A 21,844-nucleotide genomic window follows, 5' to 3' on the forward strand; every position below is an offset into this window, starting at 1 on the left:
TACCTATTTTCTGCATTTAACAAAAGGAAGAAATAAATGCATAAAAATGCGCATTTTGATATAAAATCAAATAAAAACTATTTATTTGTTATTTTTATCACAAAAATACTTGCAAATATCAAATTATTTATTGTACATTTGCATCGAAATGAAAGAAACATATCATTTTGATATAAAACCGAATCAAAGATGATAATCCAATTAGAACTTATAACTATATAAAAAGAATAATACAATGAATGTACAAAATGTATTAAGCGAGCTGAAAAGACGCTTTCCGAATGAACCTGAATATCATCAGGCTGTAGAAGAAGTGTTATCAACTATTGAAGATGCTTATAATGAACATCCTGAATTTGACCGTTTCAATCTAATTGAAAGACTTTGTATACCTGACCGTATTTTTTCATTCCGCGTAACTTGGATGGATGACAAAGGAAAAGTTCATACCAACATGGGATACCGGATACAACACAATAACGCTATTGGTCCATATAAGGGAGGAATTCGTTTTCACTCTTCTGTAAACTTGTCGATTTTAAAATTTCTTGCATTTGAACAAACATTCAAAAATGCTTTGACAACACTTCCGATGGGTGGAGGAAAAGGAGGTTCAGACTTCAATCCAAAAGGGAAATCTGACACAGAAATTATGCGTTTTTGCCAAGCTTTCGTTACCGAATTATGGCGTCACATAGGTCCAGAAACCGACGTTCCTGCGGGAGATATAGGTGTAGGAGGACGTGAAGTAAGCTATATGTATGGTATGTATAAAAAACTTGCCCGCGAAAACACAGGGACATTCACAGGCAAAGGCCTTGAATTTGGAGGCTCTTTAATCCGTCCAGAGGCTACAGGATACGGTAACGTATATTTTCTTCTCGAAATGTTGAAAACTCGTAACATCGACATTAAGGATAAAGTTGTTACAGTTTCAGGCTCGGGGAATGTTGCTCAGTATACAGTAGAAAAATTGATTAGCTTAGGGGCTAAAGTCGTTACAATGTCCGACAGTAACGGATACATTTACGATCCAGATGGTATTGATGAAAAGAAACTCAAATACATATTTGAGCTTAAAAACCTTTATCGTGGACGTATTAAAGAATATGCAGAAGAATTTGGCTGCAAATATGTCGAGGGTGGACGTCCATGGAATGAAAAATGTGATATTGCCATGCCGAGTGCTACCCAAAATGAATTAGATGGAGATGACGCACGCGCTTTATTAGCAAACGGCTGTATAGCTGTATCAGAAGGAGCTAATATGCCGTCGACTCCTGAAGCAATTGATGAATTCTTGAAAGCAAAAATTTTATATGCTCCGGGTAAAGCTGCTAATGCAGGTGGAGTCTCAGTCAGCGGTCTCGAAATGACCCAAAATGCAATTAAGCTAAGTTGGACCAAAGAAGAAGTTGACGCTCGACTAAAACAAATCATGTTTGATATCCACTCCCAATGCTGCCGTTACGGAAAAGAAAGCGATGGATATGTAAATTACGTGAAAGGAGCTAATATTGCAGGATTTATGAAAGTAGCTAAAGCAATGATGGCACAAGGTGTGCTCTAAAAATATCTGCTCTCAATAAAAAAGAACTCAGAGAAGGGATATCTCTGAGTTCTTTTTTATTAAGAGCATCTTATACTTAATAATCGATATTTAAAACTATAAATTAATAATATTTATCTAGTCATATACCAAAGAAGCATTAATACCATTTTTATAAGCAGCCATTATCTCTACAAATACATCCGTCTCAAATAAACTATCTTTTAAATTTTTCCAATATGCAAATTGGGTGGAAATGAATCATATCCTAAAGTATGTTACTTCACCTTTCTATTGCTCTCTTTCATACAAACAAATTTCAACGGTCTTACATTTGTCATAAACTAATTGCAAAATAATTCAAACTATTTTACCCCCTTATCTTTAAGAATCTAAAATTTATAGATAAATATTTTATATCTACTCACCTTTACACTTATATTTTAATGTTAATCCTTTTCAAAAAAAGGAAATACAAACAAAATAAAACATCTTTCTGGAACCATCACAAACCCAAATAGTCTGTAACAACAGGGAAAAGTTTAGAAAAGAACAATAATAAATATCTATATCAAAAAGTAATACATTAACGAGACAGCAAATAATTTTTTAAGACGTTAGAAGGTATCACAAAACGGAATTCCAAATCTTTCTATTCAATTTAATAAAATATACCCCTAAATACTCTCTACAATTTTTACCGACTATGAAGATAATCTTTATTTATCGGATTCTTTTAGCTCTTCCAATTTACTTATAAAAACACTAATCTTATTCTTTAAAGATTCCAAATCTCCATCTAATAGCGCTAAAAACTCTTTAAATATTAACTGCATATTTTCACAAGTTTTATATTCTTCTGAAGGTTCTGTAAAAGTTTGGGAAACAAGTTCCTCACGCTCCAGATAATCACCTGAACTATTTTCTTGGTTCCTATTTTCATCCGTTAACACAACCTTTTTCTCAAAAAAATCTTCAATCGACAAGCCATACCGATTACAGATTTTCAATAAAACACCAATATTCAAGTTCCCGCCTCTAACTGCTTTTCCAATAGTATTCTTATCTATCTTTAAATCAGCAGCTGCAGCTTTATATGTAATCCCTCTTTTTTGAAGAAATTCTCTAAAATTATCTCCAGTATAGCTCGTACGAATTATTTTCGCCATGTTAAAAAATCTTTAACTAATAAATATCTACTGATTTTATATACAAATACAAAACTAAATTGTTAGTTTTGTACTTACTAATATACAAATTTTTAAGGATATAAGCATGTGTGCTTTTCTCTTTCAAATTTGTAAGCTAAAAAACAACTACTTATTTCATCACTATGGAAAAGGCACTATTAGACAATTTAAAGGAGTTACAAGAAAAATGTGAAGAAAGGCATATAAATTATGGGTTGTTCATTTGCGACAGGCCTCACTCTGTAACGGGAGCCGCAAACTTTACATTAGAGGAAATTTCTATCATGATAGAAAATATTGCAAGATCTCTTCCATTAAAGCACATTCAATTCATTCAACATATTTTGTCATTAGTTGCCAAAGAAAAACAACACGAAAAAAACAAAGCAGAAGTTAACTAAATTGAAAGTTCTTCACTATATTTTCTATCAAAGTTTCATCAATGAAAATTCATATTCAAAATTGGGAGTAAAAATATCACGTTTGAGAAAGTTTTTTATCTCAGAAATAGTCCAAAAACGGCCTTCTGTAACCTCATCCAAATCAGGAATTATAACTCCATTATATATTGTACGATAAGAATTAACCAATTCTCTTTCTATATCTGATTCAAAAATATAGCGGAACCATAATTGTGCCTCAAAACCAAATATTCCTAATTCTTCTCGGCTCTCTCGATAAAGTGCGTCTTCAATTTTTTCTCCGTAATTAACATGCCCACCTACAGCAGTATCCCACTTTCCTGGTTGTATATCCTTCTGTTCTGACCTTTTTTGCAAAAACAACTCTCCTTTCTCATTAAAGACATGTAAATGAACAACTGGATGCAAAATCTTCGATCCATTATGACACTCATAACGAGTAGTTTTCCCAATGGTGTTTCCATTCTCATCTATCACCGGAAAATATTCTATTGTCCTCATATATATCCAATTTATTCGGGAAACAAGGATAGGCCTCCTGCCATTGAATCCCTAAATTTCTGTACAATAATTTTTAAATCACTATCTACTAAATTTTCACCATATTCATCAAAAGACAACCTAAAATTACATCCATCTTTCCAATCTGAACATCCATACGCAGTTTTTCCCTTTATAATATATCCTTTTCCACACACCGGACACAAGATAGGTTCTGATTGAATTTCCTGAATACTTTTACCCTGTGTATCTTCTTTTATGGAAGAGAAAAGCTCATTTTTCTTTTTTTCTTTAACCTTCCGCCCTTTCTTAGTAACCGTATCATTTTTCTCTTCCTCTGTGTTAGACACCTGCACTCCTAAAGGAGTCTGTATCGTAATTGAACGTACTGCTTGGTCATATTTTACTTTGTTTACAATTTCCGCAACCATAAGCTTCAATTCTTCCAAAAAATCTTTAGCACGATATTCATTACGCTCTATCCTGCGAAGTTTATTCTCCCAAATACCTGTCAATTCAGCTGATTTTAATAACTCTTCATGAATAATGGCAATCAGTTCAATACCCGTTTGTGTCGCTAATAAATTTTTCCGTTCTTTACGAATATAATTACGCTTAAACAAAGTTTCTATAATAGCAGCTCGTGTTGAAGGTCTACCTATTCCATTCTCTTTCAACGCATCTCTCAATTCATCATTCTCCACCAACCTTCCTGCAGTTTCCATAGCTCGTAATAATGTAGCTTCTGTATAATATTTCGGAGGTTGAGTCCATTTTTCACTCAACGCCGGCTCATGTGGTCCACTCTCCCCTTTTACAAAATCAGGTAAAACTCTCTCTTCATCTCCATCCTTTTCCTCTTTTTCTACATCCTTTTCTTTTTCAAAAACTGTTCTCCATCCAGGTTCAAGAATTTGCTTTCCTGTCGCTTTAAATTCTATATTTCCAACCTTACCCAAAACAGTTGTTGTTGCAACTCTGCAATCAGGATAAAAGGCAGCAATAAATCGCCTAACTACTAAATCATATACTTTACGTTCATTGTCAGTTAGATTACTCGGGCGCACATTTGTCGGTATAATTGCATGATGATCTGTCACTTTGGAATTATCAAAAACTTTTTTTGATTTTGGTAAGTTACTTCTCCATAAAGGATTTATTAACGGTTCATATACCTGAGATGTCTGCAAAGCTTGCAAAATATTGGGAACTTTCGGATATATATCATCACTTAAAAAAGTCGTATCAACACGCGGATATGTAGTTACTTTCTTCTCATAAAGCGACTGTATAAGTTTCAATGTATCTTCGGCTGAATAAGCAAACTTTTTATTACACTCTACCTGCAATGATGTCAAGTCAAATAAACGGGGAGGTGATTCTTTTCCTTGTTTTTTTGCAATATCGACTACTTCAAAAGGGACTCCTTGTACCTGCTGCAAAAAAACTTCACCTTCCTCTACCGTAGAAAACCGACCTTTCGTTACAGAAAATACTGTATCTCTATATATAGTTTTCAATTCCCAATAAGGTTGAGAAACAAAATTATCGATTTCTAATTGGCGATTTACAATCAAAGCCAATGTCGGAGTCTGTACTCGTCCTATAGAAAGCACCTGACGGCTCTGTCCATACTTTATCGTATATAAACGGGTAGCATTTATTCCCAATAACCAATCGCCAATCGCTCGTGACAACCCTGCTTCATACAGCGTATTGAATTCTTCTTGTCGTTTCAAAGATGCAAAACCTTCCCGGATAGATTCTTCAGTCAAAGATGAAATCCATAATCGGTATACTGGACATTTACAGCCAGCCTTTTGCATCACCCATCTTTGTATAAGTTCCCCTTCCTGCCCCGCATCACCACAATTGATTACAGCTTCTGCTTCTGACATCAGCTTTTCTATAATTGCAAACTGCTTCTCTATACCTTTATCTGGTATAAGTTTTATACCAAAACGCGGAGGAATCATCGGTAATGTCCATAAAGACCATGATTTCCATTGCGGAGTATATTCGTGCGGTTCTTTCAGTGTACATAAATGTCCAAAAGTCCAGGTTACCCGATAACCATTCCCTTCGTAATATCCATCTTTTTTAGTTTTCGCTCCTACAATATCAGCTATTTCCTTGGCTACGCTGGGTTTTTCTGCAATGCAAACTCTCATTTTGATTTCCGTTTCATAACACAAAAATAAGATTTAATTTTTATCCAAGAAAGGGATTATTCAAGACAATTTCGCACAAGAAATTACATCTCATATATCTTAGCCTTAAATCACTTATCCACACCATAGTTCAATATAACACTTCATTTCTGAAAAGAAAAGTTTTTTTGGTAAACTATATCTTTAAGAAACACATTACTTATATTTTCTGTCTCCGAACATAATTCTTGTGAAGTCAAAGGACGACCAAGAGATTGTAACCGCATCATGAATCGACGAGTAATAAATAAATCAGTCTGAATGTCTGGAGTCAATCCAAACTGGTTAATATATACTTGTCTCTGTTTCCTCAACACTGCGTTTTCTCGCATCAATATTTGAAGGTCCTTATATTTTCGATTAAACTTATCCATTTTATAAGAAAAATTCTGTATCGATAATGTATCTGACGGAGTTTTCATTCGCAAAGCACAAGAAACCAATTCCTTCTCTTCAGGATTCAATTCTATTCCATATTGGGAAAAATCTGATAAAAAATCATTGACTGTCCAACTCATTTTCTCTCTAATAGGCAAAATATGTTCCAAATAGTGAATAAACAATTTATAGTCTGCTGCAGACAAAGACAACTCATCATGACGAGGCAAAGTACCTAAAAAGGTATAAAAAGAATCAGGTAAACATCTTCCTTTATTTGCTGTATAATATTGCTCATAATCAAGCATGTGTCGTCCATAAACATACCATACATTCATTTTAAGAAGATGTGATATCTTACATGATAGTAAATTTTCCTTTTCTAATTTCTCTATATTCTGTAATTTCTTCTGTAAATTCCACTTTTCCTTCATATCAAATGAATCAGGAGATAAAGAACGCATATCTTCAGCATACTGCTGTACATCAAATAAATCAAAATTTCGGTAACACTTCAACTCATTATTCTCTTGACCCAATTCTCCTGAATAGTTTAAATATCGCGCTTTAGATTCTATTTCTTCTAAATTCAACACCGGACGAGTAAGTTCGTCCATATCAGCATACACCACTAATTCTTTTCCTGGTTCAAGATAAAAATTAATATAACCATCCGGTAACAACAATACTTGCTGCACAGGATAATATAACTCCATTTTTACCTCAAAAGAGCCATCATCATTAAACTTCACTGGAATATTTTGTACTTCTGTAGTTACTACATTATCCAAAACAATTACTCCTTCTCCCCATTTCAATCTAGGATGATAACCCCGTATATAGCCTCTTAACACTGCAGTATCTACTCTCAATATTTTTCGATAATCTTGTTCTCGATTTTTCTCTCTTTTAATCGGGTATTGGGGAACAGACAAAACTTTATTTCCTGATTCAAGCTGTATATCTATTAATCGTATCGGTTTCTTTTGAATTTTCTCAAATATATCTACAATTTTTACATCATCCGGTAAAGCTGGAAAATCGACAGAAACTTTTGCTACTCCTAACTCTGAAAATTGAAATTTCCGACCTAAATCAATACCATCAGCTTCTATTGCTTCCCATTCTTTTCCCGAAGACGGATCTGACAATGTCAAACTTCTATCAACTACCGTCCACTGATTGGGTAATCCTTTAAAATTAAAATAAAACCTAGTAAGATCTTTTCTCAATTCTACACTATCTATAGATATCACAGATGTACTACGTGCCTTCATTTGAGGAAAATGAATAACTCGTGCATCAACAGATAAAATAAACAATTCCAATACAAATAATAAATATACAGTCTTTTGCATTCTCTTTCTATTTTAATAAACTTCCTAACTGTTATCCCCCCTTACTCCTAATAAAAATGAAAATAAAAAATCTCCTCACACATCAACATCTTTTCCATCTTTAAAATCGAATTTGGAATAAATATATTTCTAAAAAATTATAACTGTCTTTATAAATATATTAACAAAAAATACCCATTTCCAGTTCATCAATGGAAATGGGTATTCATATTTATATGCTATAATTTTTTATTAACTTATCACCATAAGCTCATTTGCGACAGATCAGGCTTTATCTCTGTCTTTTCTTCAACAAATTCTTCCTTCATCTTTTTCTCTGCTTTTCGTTTTTCTATCATATCTGGAGTATCTGGCAAAGTTGGTCTCATCCAATTTTCCTCTTCTGGTTCTTGAACTACTTCTCCAACTCCCCTATTTGAAAGTTGTTGCTTCATCTCTTTTACCTTTTTTTCGAGAGCAGATATTTCTAACTTATAATCTTTCTGACTTTTTTCCGATTCTTTCAATGTACTCTCCAACTCTGAGATATACTGCTGTAAATTAGCTCTCTCTCGCCGTTCTTTCTCCACATTATCCAACAAATCCTGACGTTGAGTCTTCATTGCCGAAAGCATATCGTTCGCAACACGCAATTCGTGTTTTAACTGAACCAACTCTTCCTCTTTTCCTGACGAGATTTGCGCCACAGCTTCTTTTTCTCTTAAATTAGCATCCTTAAGCTCATCTATTTTCTTTAATAATTTTTCATTATACTGCCAAGCTTCATCTACTGTATCTTGCAACGTTTTCACCTTCTCTTTCAAAGCTTCAAGTTCTTCTCTATCGTCAGAAATGTGCTCTTCTTTCTCTTTTTCAAGAAGTAATCTTTGTCTTTCCTGCTCCTTAGCAACATCTAACGCTTCTGTTAACTTTTGTTGGAGTTCATCAAGTTCTTTATTCAGTTCATTTATACGTATATCATTTTTTTCTGATTTCTCTGTTGATTCTTGAACTAGGACATCCAAATGCTTTTTATATGTTTGTTCGTTACATTCAATTCTTTTAAGCAAATTTTCTTTTTCTATCGATAATTTTTGTAACTCAGTATTCAGAGATTCAACTTGTACAAAATACTGGGATATCTCCTTCTCTTTATTACCTAGATTTTCAGATAGTTGCTCCTCTTTGCGACGGAACTCAATAACTTGGTTTTCCTTTTCTCCCAACATGCGAGTCAATTCCTCTTTTGCATGCAAAACATTAGACAAACCTTCATGTACAGTATCTAATTCATTTTTATATCTTCTTTCTGTCTCGGCCAATTTATCATTTAATTCTACTAATAGTGAATCTTTTTCTGCAGATTTAGCAATTAATCCATCCTTCTCAACTATCTGACGAGCGAGTTCATCTCTGTCACTTAATATTTTCTCTATATTATGATTTAATTCAGTCAATTGCTCCTGATAACGGCTTTCTACACCATCCAAAGTCTGCTGTAATTGTTGCAAACGAACTTCTTGTTCCTGATTTATAATAGACAATTTTTCCTTATCAGCTAATTGTTTCCCTAATTGCTCATTTGCATTTCGGATATCCAGAACTTCCTCCTGCAACTTTTCTATCTGTTCCTGATAAGACGTTTCTGTCTCGCTTAACTTCTCTTGCAAAGCTATCACCTGCTCAACTCTCTCTCTGGCCTCTCGTTCTATCTGCTCTTTTTCCTCAAGACGATATTTCAAGTTTTCATTTTCTTCACTTAATTGTCGCAAATCTTTTTCCAAAATCTGTTTAGAGGCTACGACATTTTCAATCTCTTGAGACAAATTCTGTAAACTATCTATTTTCTGTTTGTATTGTTCTAATGTAATCGATATCTCATCTCTTTGCACTGTCAATTCAGTTATTTTAGACTCTAATCCTGACAGCTCAGCCTTTAAACGAACACATTCTTCTTGAGTATCTTTATCTTGCACTTCCGCCACCTTCAATTTATTGAGCAAAGCATTTTTTTCAATATCTACTTGCTCCTTCTCTGCCTCAAGTGTCGTTATTCTCATCTCCAACTCGTGTACTCTTTCATTCAAAGCACGCTTTTGCCTCTCTGCACTTAGCTGGGATTTTTGTATTTCTTCTTTCTTTAAATTTATCTCTTTTACTTTCTCCGTTAATGACAATATTTCGCTTTTGAATTTTCCCTCGTCTTTTCTCCACTTCGAAGCTCCATCCTTTTCCAATTTACTATATATAAATTTTATATAATCAGTAAACGGTTCCAACAAATGAGAATATATATTTCTCTTCTCAGCCTCCTTATCTATACTTTGACGTACAATCTCTGGAATAGAACTATTTATTAATTCCGACATTTTATCAAGCAAAGACGCTGGTATCTGTTCATTCATTAAAGCTTTAAGATACTCCTGATTGTAAGTATCATCCTCAACTTTCGTCTCCGTAAGTTGCAAACTTTTACTTGTTTCTTTTTCTCCTTCATTCGCTGGCCACCACGCCTGCATTGATTTGAATAGTTTTGACATCATTCAGTCTTATATAGTGTTAGTATTTTCTGTTCTTTCTACAACAATTCCGGGTTTCAACACCAACCCAATATTCTTCTTTCCATTAATTTTGACTACTACCGGCTTTTCGAATTGAATTACTCTCAAAAAACGAGTTTCTTCTTCTGCCTCAAAACCTTCAAGATACGCCTCATCAAAAAAGCCATCATTCATAAAAGGATTTATAGTAAAGTATCCTACTCCAAATGAAGTCAGATTCTGAAAAAAATGGGTTCCCTGGCTTGGTTCTATTCGATAATTTTTCAACGCCGACTCCACAATTAAGCGAGCATTGGATATATGGGGCCATTTCACCGGAATACCCAAAGCCGTATCACTCGATCCCCATCGTCCAGGACCAACCAATATATAGTTTTTGCCTTTCTCTACGAATCTTCGGTTTATCTTCTCTATCTCACGAGCAATCAACATATTGTTCGACGAACTAAAATCTTTCGTCTTCACATACACAATATGATACAAATCATTCATGATACCATGCCCAAGAGCCGAATTGCTTTTCAATATCGTCTGTTCATCAGGCAAATCGAAGACTTCATCGTCACGCATTTCTTTCGTATCAACAATAGGACGTATTTGTAACCAATATAAAGTTCCTTGTTTATTTTCCTCACTTGGTAATGTACCCGCGAACTCTATTTCCACATGACGCCCCATTTCTTTTGAACCAAACTCAAGCATCATAGATAAAAGTTCAGCTAATGGAAATGCATCATGCTGTAATATATTTGCAAAGGTAACGACTTTTCTGCCCCCGTCATAATATCCGTCTCGCATTATTTGGTCATATGGGTCAAAAGTTGATACCATCAACCGTAAAGAACCATCCTTTTCAGCTTCCCGCATATGGAGTTTCAATAAATTAAAACTATCATCCACTGAAAAAGATTCTTGCATATTTTTTAAGTCCAAAGCATAAAAACGAGTCTGAGTATCACTTAATGCTAAATCAAGAGTGCTGGTCTGTAACACGTTCCGAGGATGCTTTGGCGAAAAACGCAGACTTCGTCCTCCATCTACAATATACTTGCCCAAACCTACCGCCAAATCTACAACTCCGTCTTCAGCTTTTTCATCATTGATAGGATAGTAATTCAAAGAACGCCCCACCCCAGAGAAAGACGGGTAATATCGGTCATCATATTGTGTTCCAACAACCTCCTGCAAAATAATAGCCATCTTCTCCTGATCTATCACATTCGAAGTTGCTGTCATATATGCTTTACTATCAGCATAAAATACAGAAGCATATACTCCTTTAATCGAATCACTCAACATCCTTAACATTTCATACTTATCTTCCAAGTATGGAATCATATAAGTCGAATATATACCAGCAAATGGCTGATAATGAGAATCTTCTAAAAGGCTCGAAGATCGTATGGCAATCGGGCGTCTCACGACATCAAAAAAAGCAAGAAAATCTTCTATTAACTTATCAGGTAACTTAGCTCTTAAAAAGTAACGTAGAATTTGGTCGTCGGGCAAGTCCGATAGTGCTACTTGATACAGATTATTTGCCTCCATAAACTCATCAAATATATCTGTACATAATACAACTGTCTTAGGAACAGTAACATTCACACCTTGATAATCTTCCAGAATCGGATGCCGTTTTATCAAAGAATCAATAAAGGCCAATCCTCTTCCTTTACCCCCCAAAGATCCCTGCCCAATACGAGCAAAATTTGAATATTTGTCAAAACGATCACGTTTGAATACAGCCACAACCCCCCTATTTTTCATTTTCCGATATTGGACTATAGCATTAAAAATCAATTCTCGGACTTCCTGAGATTCACTAATATCGGTAAATGCTTTTCGTCTAAGTAGTTCTGCAATAGGAAACATCGCTCGAGAATATAACCAACGCGAAATATGATTACGAGAACCATGAAAATAAAGTGAATCATCAGGAACTGACATAATAGTGTTTTGCAAATCTTTTAAATTACGCACAGTATATAAAACTTCTCCACTATCAGGGTCCACAAATTCAAAATCTCCAAAACCAAAATTACGTAAAATAGTTTTACGCAAATCAACGGGCAATTTTTTTGAGTTTTTATCTAAAAAACATGCATTAAGATTCAACGCCATGGTTTGGTTTTCTATTTCTGACGATTCTATAATTATAGGAACAAATTCATCATGTTCTCTGACATAAGAACAAAACTCTATCCCAGCTTTTTTATCTTTAACACCATTATGTTTAAAAGAAACATCCGATACAATTCCCAATACATTATTGGAATATTTATTATAAATCGCAATAGCCTCCTCATAAGTACGGGCCAGTTTTATCTTAGGACGTCCCCTCATTCGCAACATTTGTTCATGTTCATTTAATGCTTCTGTTGAAAATATCTGAGATTGTTTCAACACAAATTTATACAAATGAGGCAATATCGATGAATAAAATCGAATAGAATCTTCTACCAACAAAATCATTTGTACCCCTACCGATTTAATATCTTCCTCAGCATTCATTTTATCTTCAATAAGCTTGATAATGGCTAATAACAAATCAGCATTACCCAACCAACTGAAAACATAATCAACTCCACTTAAATCCTCATTACCTATACGCTGCGACACCTCTCTTGAAAAAGGAGTCAGAACAACAATTGGAATATCTGGATATTTCTCCTTTATATTTTTACATTGCTCAAATGTATCACTTTTCTCTATACCCGGCATAGTTATAACCAAATCATAACGCTTGCTTGATAGCTCATAAAAAGCATGATCAAAATTATTTACCTGCTTTACACGAGGAGGAGAGCTTAAATTCAGAGAAACATACTCAAAAAAAATCTGTTCATCCACCCGTCCATCTTCCTCAAGCATAAATGCATCATAGCGACTGGCAATAAGTAACACATTAAAAATGCGTTTTTGCATTAAGTTAGCAAAAGAGGTATCTTTGAGATATAATTGATTAAAATTCTTCGTATCCATCATCAATACAAGGGTATTTTTCTTACAAATTGTCAGAATAAATTAATAATCTTTAATGTTCAAATTTAGTAAAAATAATTTTTTTATCCACATAAATAACTAAATTTGCAATAAAGGTATTGCTGAAATAATAACAGCTATACTCAAACATAAAAAATAACCATTAAAAACACAATGTCATGAATATCGATAACATTGTATCCTCATTAGAGGTAAAACATCCTGGAGAACCTGAGTATTTACAGGCGGTGAAAGAAGTTCTTATCTCCATAGAAGACATTTATAACCAACATCCTGAATTCGAAAAAGCTAAAATTATAGAACGATTGGTAGAGCCAGACCGTATTTTCACATTTAAAGTTCCTTGGATAGATGATAAAGGAAATGTACAAATTAATCTTGGTTATCGTATACAATTTAACAATGCTATCGGCCCATATAAAGGTGGCATACGTTTTCATGCTTCTGTAAACTTATCTATCCTAAAGTTTTTAGGATTTGAACAAACATTCAAAAATGCATTGACAACTCTTCCCATGGGTGGAGCAAAAGGAGGTTCCGATTTCAGTCCTCGTGGTAAATCTGATGGTGAAATCATGAGATTTTGCCAAGCTTTTATGTTAGAATTATGGCGCCATATCGGCCCTGACACAGATGTTCCAGCTGGGGATATAGGAGTTGGAGGACGAGAAGTCGGTTACATGTATGGTATGTACAAAAAACTAAAACAAGAAAATACCGGGACATTTACTGGTAAGGGTTTAGAATTCGGAGGCTCACTCATCCGACCTGAAGCGACAGGATTCGGAGGGCTTTATTTCGTAAAACAGATGCTTGCAACAAAAGATATAGACATAAAGGATAAGATTATTGCCGTAAGCGGATTCGGAAATGTTGCATGGGGAGCCGTAACAAAAGCTACCGAATTAGGAGCAAAAGTAGTTACACTTTCTGGTCCTGATGGATATATATATGATCCTGATGGCATTTCCGGAGAAAAAATCGATTATATGTTAGACCTTCGCTCATCTGGGAATGATGTCGTTGAACCTTATGCTGAAAAATTTGGAGTACAATTTTTCCCAGGGAAACGCCCATGGGAACAAAAAGTTGATATTGCACTGCCCTGCGCTACTCAAAATGAACTCAATGAGGACGATGCTCAACAACTTATTAGTAATGGGGTTATTTGCGTAGGTGAAATTTCTAATATGGGTTGTCGTCCCGAAGCAATCGATTTATTTATCAAAAATCGCATTATGTATGGACCAGGTAAAGCTGTCAACGCTGGAGGAGTAGCTACATCAGGACTCGAAATGACCCAGAATGCCATGCACATCAATTGGAGTGCTGAAGAAGTCGATAACCGTCTGCATCAGATTATGAGTGATATTCATACTCAATGCGTAAAATACGGAACAGAAGAAGATGGTTATGTCAATTATATGAAAGGTGCAAATATCGCTGGATTTATGAAAGTTGCAAAAGCTATGATGGCACAAGGAATACTTTAGTCAAAAAGCATCTTTCTAACAACAGTATGCAAATAAGGGTGAATCTCAACGTCTTATATAAAAAAGAGATTCACTCTTAATTTTTACAGAAAATATAACCCATTCTCCCGAAGAGATTTCCATAAAGAAGACCGAAGCAGTTCATCGAAACTTCTACCATGTTGTATTCTAAAATCTTTTTCCCAGTCGATTAAAGTCAGCTTTTCTTCATGAGGGAAACGAACAGCACGTAAATGTTCAAGTAACCATTGTCCCCATTCAGACTTTAAACGAAAAACTTGAGACTCTGAAGAAGTCATAATAATGAATTCAGATACAATCACTTTTTTACCTTTTTTGGTACGTTCATAATAACGCATCCAAGGCAACGTTTTTGATATCCAAACCAATCTTCGTTGCCCATCTTTTGCTATTGTATCTAAACTCTTATCTAATAACCGCTCAATATAAGTAGGAGGAATAGTTGTTTGAGGAACAGGAGTATCGAACCACTTATATAATGGTAACTCAAAACCAACCCCTCGCATATAATTATATAAAGAAATACGTAAACCCTCACCAAACAAATCGTGGTCAGCTCCTGCTGTATCTACAAAATCAATATCATTACGTGCAAATCCACCAAAAGGCTTTTCTGTTATTTTTACTGCATATTTTTCCGGATGACAACCTACAGGGCTATGTGCTGTCATAGCAAATCGATGCCAAAATCCCGATTGTACTAAACCATTCATAAATAATTGACGCACAATCTCTAAAGAATCAATAGTTTCCTGAGCTGTCTCCGAAGGAAATCCATACATTAAATAGGCATGTACCATAATACCTGATTGAGTAAAGTAATCAGTTACTTTGGCTACTTGAGGAACAGTAACCCCCTTATTTATAAGTTTCAACAAACGATCTGATGCAACCTCCAGTCCTCCAGAAACAGCAATACAACCAGAACGCTTAAGCAAACGACATAAATCAAGTGTATAACTTTTCTCAAACCTGATATTTGTCCACCATACAACAACTAACTTCCGACGAATGATTTCTAATGCCAATTCTTTTAATAAAGCCGGAGGTGCAGCTTCATCAACAAAATGAAATCCCCTTTCACCTGTTTGAGAAATAAGAGCTTCCATCCGATTTGCTATTTCCTGTGCCGTCAATGGTTCAAACCGTCCTATATAATCAAGAGAACCGTCACAAAAAGCACATTTCCCCCAATAACAGCCATGAGCCAAAGTTAATTTATTCCAACGCCCATTGCTCCATAAAGAGTGCATCGGATTGGTCATTTCAATAACCGATAGGTATTTATCGAGCAACAACCCCGAATAGTCCGGGATACCTCTTTTGCTCATCGGAATGTCTGAAAAACTATTATTATTCACATAAACAACATCTTTCCCTTTTAAAATATACGTTCTTACATAATCCGATTCTCTGCCAATCAATAATTGTTTCAACGGTAATTCTCCATCATCAAGAGTAATATAATCACAATACAAAAACAACCGTGCATCAGACAGTTGTCTTAATTCTGTCGTGATAAAACCACCTCCTATCTCAACCTTTATTTGAGGATAATTTTTCTTTATGTATTCACCACAGCGTAATGCACTATATAAATTCCCTGGAAAAGGTACACTCAATGCCACCCAATCAAAAGTATATGAAGATAACCAATATTTTAATCTCTGTATAAGTATACGGTCTATATAAGTATATGGTTTTAACAACTCATTATATAGATCATCAAAAGATGAAGCCGACCTGCCTAACTGCTCCGCATACCGGCTAAAACCGAAATGTGCATCTACCGCTGCCACCAAGTGAGAGATATCTTCAAGATATAAAGTCACTATATGACGAGCTTTATCTTGTATCCCCATAGTTCCAAAGGCCCACTCCAGATCCTCTTCTTCCGGACGAACACCAGCTACCGGCAAAAAATCACCGTTACAAATCAAATGTGCTAACGAGGGCTCTCGTCCCTGTAAAAAAGCAATCGCCAAATCTATCGTCGCAATATATTCTTCCTTAAGGGATATAATACGTTTCAACATTTCATCTTCCAAAGAAATCTGAAGAGTGGATATTTCTTCGAATAAGTCCGATAACCCTGATGAAGAAAAGAGATGAAGAATCACTTCAAGACTTAAATCAGCTTGTCTTGACTCAATATCCAAAGTATTTAAAAATCCCTTAAGGTAGGCTGTAGCCGGATAGGGAGTATTCAATTGAGTAAAAGGAGGAGTTATAAGCAATATCCGGGACATAACCATATATTAAAGCTTAGATTCATATCTGCAAATGTATTATATTAGCAGCATATCTGCAATCAAGTATAGTGAAAAGATAAACTAAACATATCGAACCATTCTCTCTGCCCGATTGTTTCTAATGCTAAATATTAATTGCATAATAACATGAAAACTGCCATACTACCATATCTCATCATTCTGTTATTTTGTATATCTTGTTCTCCAGCAAGAAAAGATAAAATTATATATTCCTGTAATAGTTATACAGTATATGAAAATCGAGTCACACAAGGGAAATTTAAAGCCATTGCCACATCTCCAAATGAAATTATCTCGAACTACCAAAGCCCAGTAAGTCTCTCTTACTCTCCAATCATTGAATTCAAATTCAGTATCAACAGCAGAGATAATGAACTCCCTATTGGAGAAAATCATAAAATTATTATCCGCCCTCAAAATGGTAAATTTATATCTCCCATTTTATCTTTCGGGGAAAAAGATTCCACAGGAGAAACTAATAATAACGATATTCCAAATACGATTCCTGCCAATACAGCTTGGACTGTGAGAGTCGACATGAACCACATGTTAAAAGCTTTCAAAGAACAAGGCTTCTACAAGACCCCTACAAACGATATCATTTACAGTAATGATTTCAAAGGTCTATATATCGCGGGAAGTGGAGAACCTCTTACTTGGGATTTTGAAAATTTATATAACAAAGAAGAAATAACTCTTACGGACAACGACGGTAACGGTGTATACGAAACAACAATACGGCTCAATACACAAGACAATACCACAGATAAATTTTCCGAATGGAAACGACACAATAATCTCAATCATTATCCCCGCTACCAATCCAACCAACTACTTATCGACGCACTTTACAATATGGCTCTGGATGAACTGGTAGACAATATTCGTCAAGATGGAACCTTCCGAGCAGGAGCAGCATGGGATGGTGTCTGGACTCGAGATATAAGTTATTCTATTTGGTTAGCTTTAGGATACATAAATCCTGAGGCTTCTTCAAAGAGTCTAAAAGCAAAAGTGAAAAATGGACGAATTGTACAAGATACAGGAACCGGTGGCGCGTGGCCTATATCAAGCGATCGAGTTGTATGGAGCATAGCTGCATGGGAATTATATAAAATCACAGGAGATAACAATTGGCTGAATTATGCATTCGATGTCATTCAAAAATCTGCCCAAGACGACCAATATACCATAAAAGATTCTCAAACTGGTTTGATGAGAGGGGAACAGTCTTATCTCGATTGGAGAGAGCAATCTTATCCTCGCTGGATGCAACCAATAGATATCTATCAATCTCTCTGCTTAGGCACAAATGTAGTGCACTATGCCATGTATTCCATACTGGGACAAATGGCCCAATTATTAGGAAAAGACATCTCACCTTACACACATCAGGCTGCACTATTGAAAAAGGCGATCAACCAACATCTATGGATGCCGGAAAAAGGATATTATGGCGAATACTTATATAACAGCATATATCCTATACTATCTTCTGGAGCTGACAACTTAGGTGAATCTTTAAGTATTCTCTCAAATGTCGCATCACCACAACAAGCCAAACAGATAATTTCCCATATTCCTATAACTGAGTTTGGAACAACCAGTATATTTCCTCAACTCAGCAAGATAAAACCATATCATAATAATGCAATATGGCCTTTTGTCCAAGCATTTTGGAATTTAGCTGCAGCCAAAGCAGAAAACGAAACAGCCGTAGTAAAAGGATTAGGGTCTCTCTACCGTGCTGCCGCACTTTTTACTACACATAAAGAATTATTTGTTGCATCAGATGGAGATTATAAAGGCTCCGCTGTAAATTCTGATAAAATGTTATGGAGCTTATCCGGAAATATCGCTATGATTTATCGACTTTACTTCGGTATGAATTTTGAACCAGATGGAATACGCTTCAGACCTTTTGTTCCTTCCAGTATTAATGGAGAAAAACAAATACAAAAATTTCTCTATCGAGATGCTATACTATACTTAAAATTAAGTGGTACAGGAAATAAAATTACGGAATTTCGAATCAATGGGAAACTGACTTCTGAACCCTTTTTCCCAGCAAATTTAACCGGAAAACACAAAATAGAAATTGTTTTGGCCAATAATAAAATTCCTTATCAAGAGGTTAATGTACAAAATATAGAATATATGCCTGAAACTACAGAATTCAGTTTCATGCCTAACGATACTACCATAAAAATAGAAAACTATACACACCCCAATGAATACGAATTATACCTCAACGGGATTTCCCACGGCAAAATAAATAATGAAATGTTTAAAATATATCCTTTAAATACGTTTACTCAAGTTGCTATTGTTCCTACCAATAACCAAGGATATACCGGATTTACAGGAAAACCTATCATATACCTCCCTCCAAACGAAGAATGGATAATAGAAGCCGAAAATCATATACGTCCATCCAAGCATAATCATGATGGTTATTCTGGCAAAGGATATATAGAAACATCTACATCTTTAAATTCAAATATAACTTTCGAGGTCGAAGTTCCTACATCTGGAACCTATTATATTGATATCAGATATGCCAATGGAAACGGCCCTATTAATACAGAAAACAAATGTGCCATACGGACTTTATTCACTAATGGAAGACCTACGGGGCCCATTGTCATGCCACAAAGAGGAAAAGACGAATGGTCAAATTGGGGATATTCAAATCCAGTTATGTCTGTGTTACATGCAGGTAAAAATACAATATCAATAATATATATAAAACCTCAGGACGAAAACATGAATGGTGAGACCAATATGGCTTTAATAGATTTCATCAGGCTTAGAAAAGGAAACCAACGGCCTTTGATACGCCTATTCCCCCCTATCATCTTCCCTAAAAACGATTAACAATAACAATAAATTATGAAAAAAACAACTTTAATAAGCTACTTTTTAATTGTATCATTAATTACAAACGCAGCGATAAAAATAGATCGTCTCGAACCTGCATTTTGGTGGACTGGCATGCAAAATAAAGAACTTCAAATTATGGTATACGGACCGAATATAGCTCAATGTGAAGTCTCAGTAAAATATCCAGGTATAACCCTTGACCGTTGCATAAAGCTAGAAAGTCCCAATTACTTATTTCTTTATCTTACTTTGAGTGATAATCTAAAACCTGATTACTTCGACATATATTTCCGTCAAGGAAAACAAAAAACTAAATATCGATACGAACTAAAAGCCCGTAATATAAATCCTGAATCAAGAAAAGGATTCAGTGCCTCAGATGTATTATATCTTATCATGCCCGATAGATTTGCAGACGGTGATCCCAAAACAAATGTCATACCGACAATGCGATTTCCTGCACCAGTCGACCGAAATGATCCAAATGCCCGGCATGGAGGAGATTTACAAGGAATCGAGCAACATCTTGACTATATACAAAATTTGGGAGTAACAGCTATCTGGCTCAATCCAGTACTTGAAAATGATATGCCCGGAGGTTCCTATCATGGATATGCAACAACAGACTACTATAAAGTAGATCCTCGCTTCGGGACAAATGAATACTACAAACATCTCATTGAAAAATGCCACCAAAGAGGCATGAAAGTCGTAATGGACATGATTTTTAACCATTGCGGTAGTGAACATATATGGTTTATAGATCGTCCCTCTCATGACTGGTTTAATTTTCCAGATGGTTATGTACAGACTTCTTATCGACTAACTCCTCATTTTGACCCTTATGTATCACAATATGATAAAGCCATTACAGAAAAAGGTTGGTTCGTCCAAAGTATGCCCGACCTTAACCAACACAATCCTCATTTGATGAAATACCTAACACAAAACAGCATCTGGTGGATAGAATATGCCAACATCGACGGGATACGTATGGATACACATCCTTATGTATTCTTTGATTCCATGTCTCAATGGTGTGCTGATATAATGAAAGAATATCCTAATTTCAATATTGTAGGCGAATGTTGGTACAATACTGAAGCTGGCTCAGCTTACTGGCAAAAAAATAGCATACTTGATCCATCCAGAAACTCAAATCTGAAAAGTGTAATGGATTTTCCTCTGCAAGGTCTCGTACGTGACGCCTTTATGCAACAAACCGATAGTTGGAATGGATTAAACAAAATATACGATAGAATAGCAATGGATTTCATGTACTCAGACCCAATGTCTGTTCTCATTTTCTTAGACAATCACGATACCGACCGTTTTCTTCTCAATGAACCAAAGAATTTAGGATTTTTCAAACAAGCAATTGCTTTCCTACTAACAACCCGAGGCATCCCTCAAATTTATTATGGTACAGAGATTCTAATGCATGGAACTAAACAAAAAAGCGACGGCCTGATACGGCTTGATTTTCCCGGAGGATTTCCAGACGATAGAGTAAACGATTTTTTATCTTCCAATCGTACTCCAATGCAAAATGAAGCTTTTGATTTCATCAAAAAAATATTACAATGGAGAAAAGGAAAAGAAGTCATATCAAAAGGGAAAATGATACATTATATGCCAACGAACGGATTATATGTATATCAAAGAGAATATAATGATAAGAAGGTCATTATCATCATGAACGGAAACGATACTACGAAAACCATATCTATGACTCGTTATGCTGAAATACTAAAAGGGATAAAATCCGCTCCTGATATTATATCCGGAGAAATAGTAACGCTTTCTTCTGAAATGACATTTGCTCCAAGAGCATTGTATATTCTCGAAATAAATTAAAAAAACAAAAAGATAATCATTGAAAGCAGTGAAAAATAAATGTATTTATAACTGCTTTCAATGATTATTTTTATGTAACACGCCATTTCATAATATTAGAATATACATTTTTCACCTCACTTCTTCAAATTTTTATAAAATCTTTATGTGTTTTGTATTTATATTC

The 21,844-nt window shown here is 35.1% G+C and carries 12 protein-coding genes; 5 read left to right on the forward strand and 7 right to left on the reverse strand.

Annotation, left to right across the window (positions count from 1 at the left end):
- Positions 1–235 precede the first annotated feature (235 nt).
- The gene (locus tag BN2628_RS07930; protein ID WP_021932098.1) at positions 236–1,570 is read left to right on the forward strand and encodes an NADP-specific glutamate dehydrogenase; all 1,335 of its coding nucleotides are present in this window, start codon (positions 236–238) and stop codon (positions 1,568–1,570) included.
- A gap of 698 nt (positions 1,571–2,268) precedes the next feature.
- Here BN2628_RS07930 and BN2628_RS07935 read toward each other — a convergent pair.
- Positions 2,269–2,718 (reverse strand): helix-turn-helix domain-containing protein, encoded by a 450-nt coding sequence (locus BN2628_RS07935; RefSeq protein WP_021932097.1) that lies wholly within the window; start codon positions 2,716–2,718, stop codon positions 2,269–2,271.
- A gap of 164 nt (positions 2,719–2,882) precedes the next feature.
- On the opposite strand from BN2628_RS07935, the gene BN2628_RS07940 reads away from it, so the two are divergent.
- A complete protein-coding gene (locus BN2628_RS07940) occupies positions 2,883–3,140 on the forward strand; it encodes a hypothetical protein (RefSeq protein ID WP_055096712.1) in 258 nt (85 codons plus the stop codon).
- 27 nt (positions 3,141–3,167) lie between these two features.
- Here the strand turns inward: BN2628_RS07940 and BN2628_RS07945 are convergent, their stop codons facing one another.
- From BN2628_RS07945 to BN2628_RS07965, 5 genes are all read right to left on the reverse strand, one after another.
- Positions 3,168–3,662 (reverse strand): NUDIX hydrolase, encoded by a 495-nt coding sequence (locus tag BN2628_RS07945; RefSeq protein WP_021932095.1) that lies wholly within the window; start codon positions 3,660–3,662, stop codon positions 3,168–3,170.
- An 11-nt stretch (positions 3,663–3,673) separates the two neighbouring features.
- Complete coding sequence (locus BN2628_RS07950) at positions 3,674–5,833, reverse strand: DNA topoisomerase 3 (protein WP_055096714.1); 2,160 nt, start codon at positions 5,831–5,833, stop codon at positions 3,674–3,676.
- 143 nt (positions 5,834–5,976) lie between these two features.
- Positions 5,977–7,608, reverse strand: a complete 1,632-nt coding sequence (locus tag BN2628_RS07955; protein WP_055096716.1) for a hypothetical protein — start codon at positions 7,606–7,608, stop codon at positions 5,977–5,979.
- A 239-nt stretch (positions 7,609–7,847) separates the two neighbouring features.
- Complete coding sequence (locus tag BN2628_RS07960) at positions 7,848–10,130, reverse strand: coiled-coil domain-containing protein (protein WP_154668425.1); 2,283 nt, start codon at positions 10,128–10,130, stop codon at positions 7,848–7,850.
- Positions 10,131–10,136: 6 nt separating this feature from the next.
- Positions 10,137–13,133 (reverse strand): PEP/pyruvate-binding domain-containing protein, encoded by a 2,997-nt coding sequence (locus BN2628_RS07965; protein ID WP_021932091.1) that lies wholly within the window; start codon positions 13,131–13,133, stop codon positions 10,137–10,139.
- Between the two features lie 176 nt (positions 13,134–13,309).
- Here BN2628_RS07965 and gdhA point away from each other — a divergent pair, with 176 nt between their 5' ends.
- Entirely contained in the window at positions 13,310–14,644 is a 1,335-nt protein-coding gene (gene gdhA, locus BN2628_RS07970; RefSeq protein WP_055096721.1) for an NADP-specific glutamate dehydrogenase, read from the forward strand.
- An 83-nt stretch (positions 14,645–14,727) separates the two neighbouring features.
- Here gdhA and BN2628_RS07975 read toward each other — a convergent pair whose 3' ends face one another.
- Positions 14,728–16,914 carry a B12-binding domain-containing radical SAM protein gene (locus BN2628_RS07975; RefSeq protein WP_257606427.1) on the reverse strand — a complete coding sequence of 729 codons (2,187 nt, stop codon included), beginning with the start codon at positions 16,912–16,914 and terminating at the stop codon, positions 14,728–14,730.
- A gap of 150 nt (positions 16,915–17,064) precedes the next feature.
- On the opposite strand from BN2628_RS07975, the gene BN2628_RS07980 reads away from it, so the two are divergent.
- The gene (locus BN2628_RS07980) at positions 17,065–19,815 is read left to right on the forward strand and encodes an alpha-L-rhamnosidase-related protein (RefSeq protein WP_044225380.1); all 2,751 of its coding nucleotides are present in this window, start codon (positions 17,065–17,067) and stop codon (positions 19,813–19,815) included.
- Positions 19,816–19,830: 15 nt separating this feature from the next.
- Positions 19,831–21,678: a glycoside hydrolase family 13 protein gene (locus BN2628_RS07985; RefSeq protein WP_044225383.1), complete on the forward strand. Its 1,848-nt coding sequence runs from the start codon at positions 19,831–19,833 to the stop codon at positions 21,676–21,678.
- The last annotated feature ends 166 nt before the right edge of the window (positions 21,679–21,844 follow it).

Source organism: Gabonia massiliensis (genome assembly GCF_001403595.1).
In the GTDB taxonomy this organism is placed as follows: Bacteria; Bacteroidota; Bacteroidia; order Bacteroidales; family Coprobacteraceae; genus Coprobacter; species Coprobacter secundus.

What these genes read in the sequence shown, in the direction of transcription:
- BN2628_RS07930 (WP_021932098.1), top strand. Translation starts at nt 236, where the DNA reads ATGAATGTACAAAATGTATTAAGCGAGCTGAAAAGACGCTTTCCGAAT.
- BN2628_RS07935 (WP_021932097.1), bottom strand. Translation starts at nt 2,718, where the DNA reads ATGGCGAAAATAATTCGTACGAGCTATACTGGAGATAATTTTAGAGAA.
- BN2628_RS07940 (WP_055096712.1), top strand. Translation starts at nt 2,883, where the DNA reads ATGGAAAAGGCACTATTAGACAATTTAAAGGAGTTACAAGAAAAATGT.
- BN2628_RS07945 (WP_021932095.1), bottom strand. Translation starts at nt 3,662, where the DNA reads ATGAGGACAATAGAATATTTTCCGGTGATAGATGAGAATGGAAACACC.
- BN2628_RS07950 (WP_055096714.1), bottom strand. Translation starts at nt 5,833, where the DNA reads ATGAGAGTTTGCATTGCAGAAAAACCCAGCGTAGCCAAGGAAATAGCT.
- BN2628_RS07955 (WP_055096716.1), bottom strand. Translation starts at nt 7,608, where the DNA reads ATGCAAAAGACTGTATATTTATTATTTGTATTGGAATTGTTTATTTTA.
- BN2628_RS07960 (WP_154668425.1), bottom strand. Translation starts at nt 10,130, where the DNA reads ATGATGTCAAAACTATTCAAATCAATGCAGGCGTGGTGGCCAGCGAAT.
- BN2628_RS07965 (WP_021932091.1), bottom strand. Translation starts at nt 13,133, where the DNA reads ATGATGGATACGAAGAATTTTAATCAATTATATCTCAAAGATACCTCT.
- gdhA (WP_055096721.1), top strand. Translation starts at nt 13,310, where the DNA reads ATGAATATCGATAACATTGTATCCTCATTAGAGGTAAAACATCCTGGA.
- BN2628_RS07975 (WP_257606427.1), bottom strand. Translation starts at nt 16,914, where the DNA reads ATGTCCCGGATATTGCTTATAACTCCTCCTTTTACTCAATTGAATACT.
- BN2628_RS07980 (WP_044225380.1), top strand. Translation starts at nt 17,065, where the DNA reads ATGAAAACTGCCATACTACCATATCTCATCATTCTGTTATTTTGTATA.
- BN2628_RS07985 (WP_044225383.1), top strand. Translation starts at nt 19,831, where the DNA reads ATGAAAAAAACAACTTTAATAAGCTACTTTTTAATTGTATCATTAATT.